General features: G+C 61.1%; 3 protein-coding genes. 1 reads left to right on the top strand and 2 read right to left on the bottom strand.

Annotated features, from left to right (window positions below):
- Positions 1–168: STAS/SEC14 domain-containing protein (locus WBQ77_RS10475; protein WP_424060148.1), on the bottom strand; the 168-nt coding region annotated here is incomplete at its 3' end.
- A gap of 211 nt (positions 169–379) precedes the next feature.
- Here WBQ77_RS10475 and WBQ77_RS10470 point away from each other — a divergent pair.
- Entirely contained in the window at positions 380–1621 is a 1242-nt protein-coding gene (locus tag WBQ77_RS10470; protein ID WP_424060147.1) for a hypothetical protein, read from the top strand.
- 70 nt (positions 1622–1691) lie between these two features.
- On the opposite strand, the gene WBQ77_RS10465 is transcribed toward WBQ77_RS10470, so the two are convergent.
- On the bottom strand, positions 1692–2095 hold a 404-nt coding region (locus tag WBQ77_RS10465; RefSeq protein WP_424060145.1), incomplete at its 5' end, for a TfoX/Sxy family protein.

Below are 2095 nucleotides of genomic sequence, written 5' to 3'. Positions count from 1 at the left end.
GTCAATGCCCTCGAAGTCCGAGATTTGCTCCAGAACGCGGACTTGACCGTGGCGCGTGATGAACGCCTCTAGTTTTTGCGCGAGGCGGTCGAACTCCTCAGTCGAGACCTTGCCGCCCACGTGGATTTCGACGGCCTGGGCATTGTCATGCTCGACATAGGACAACATAGAACAATCGCACCTCTCGATTGGTGGCTGGGTAAGCCGGAACAGTCTTCTCTCGCAGGCGTTGGAATGGTCAAAATCATAGCCTCCGGCAGACCGAATTCAGGCGCAAGGTCTGGCAGGTCCGGGGCGTCAGAAAAAAAGGCTGCGGCTCGGTGCCGCTTCATAGAAATTTAGGGTTAACGGCGGCAGAATACTGGCTTAAGACACGCAATTGCCGCCTTTTCTCAGCCTAATGCGGTTGAAGAAGGGAGATACCACCATCAAGAAGCTAATTTTCTTCTCTGCGAGTTTGTCCATCGTCGCGCTGGGCGCGGTGTGGATGATGCTGTTCCAAGAACCGATCGCCGACACGATGACGAAGGCGCCACCGCCCAAGAAGCGGGCGCTCGCCTATGAGCAGGCCCTCGCAGTACAGCTGCGTGAGGAGGCCGAGGCGGCGGACGCTGAGAAACAGAAGGAGCAGAAGGCGAAGGACGCCGGCAAGGACGCGACGAAGACCAATGGCGTCTCCGAAAGCACCGCGTCCGCGATGGTGAAGAACTCAGGCGCCCCGGCCGCGAACCAGGCCGCACCCCAACAGAATGCCGAGGCACTGCCGCAGCCTGCAGGGCAACCTCAAGCGGCGCCGGGCACGCCCGCTCCACTGCCTTGGCTGACTCAGCAGCCCGGGGGCAATGCGCCTGCCGGTGCCGCCGCACAAGGGCAAGCCGCCGGGCTTAACGGTCAGCAAGGAAACTTCTTCGACGTGCCACAGCAGAACGGGGCTGGGCAGAATCAGGCTTACCGTCAGCCCCAAGCTTACGGCGGGCCGCCGCCGCCTGTCAGGCAGCAGCCTCCCTACGGCCAGCAGCTGCCCGCAGCGCAAGGTCAACCTTACGATCGAACCGCGTCGTATAACCCGAATCTGAATGGCGGTCAGAATCGTTACCAACCTCCAGGACCCCAGGGCACCGCTCAGGGCGATTACCCGGCCTATCCCGACCAGAGGCAGTCTGGTGCCCAAGGTCAGTACCCGCAACAAGGTCAATACCCGCAACAAGGTCAATACCCGCAACAAGGTCAGTATCCTCAAGGCGCTCAAGGGCAGTACCCGCAAGGTCGGTATCCCCAGGGTCCGGGGTATGGCGGCGCGCCACAAGAGGAATGGGCGAAGATCGTCGTGTCCGGTTCGGGCATGCGCCTAACGGCGTCCGAGGAGTCGCCGGTGCTTTTCGCCTTTCCCTATGGGCGCGATCTGAAGGTTGTTTCCCGTAACGGCGATTGGGTCGAGGTGACCGATCCGAACAGCAATACTAAGGGCTGGATCCAGGCCCATGCGCTGGCCCCATCGTCGGGTCCGGTGCCATACGATCAGGCGGGAGCCTATGCCGAGGAAGAACTGCGCCAGGAGCGCCGTCGGCCCAAGAGGCGCGGAGGCTTCGCGGACATGATCAACCGCGCCTTCGGCAACTAATCTGAGCCTTACGGCTCAGCGCTCTGAACTGGTTGCGCAGACTTCGTCTCTTTGACTTAGCCTTCGCGCGTCACGCTGACGACGTCTTGTTGCGCCGGGGCTTAGGCTTTGCAGATTTGGGCTTCGCCTTTTTTGCCTTCGCCGCGCAGGCGATAAGATGGGCCGCGCGGGCCCATTCGGCGAGCTTGTACTGCTCCTCGAGCAAGCGTGGCGGAATTTCCCAATAAGACATTGAGATAGGTTTTCTACCCTCCGCCGTGTAGGTGAAGGCTGCCATACCTTCGGCCTCGAAGGCGGGCGCGGTGGTTTCGTCTGCTTTCAGATAAAGCGTGTCGTCAGCAATGAGCGCGAACATCACGTCGCCCGCATAGACGCCGGCGCCGCCGAACATCCGGCGAATAGCGACGGGCCCAAAGCTTGCGAGCTGATCCTGGACGAATTCCTTGAAGCCTTCGGACGCGCTCATCCGATCAC

Source organism: Methyloceanibacter sp., assembly GCF_049590335.1.
Classification (GTDB): domain Bacteria; phylum Pseudomonadota; class Alphaproteobacteria; order Rhizobiales; family Methyloligellaceae; genus Methyloceanibacter.
Note: the sequence above shows the minus strand (reverse complement) of the source record. Positions and strands in the feature narration are given on the sequence as shown.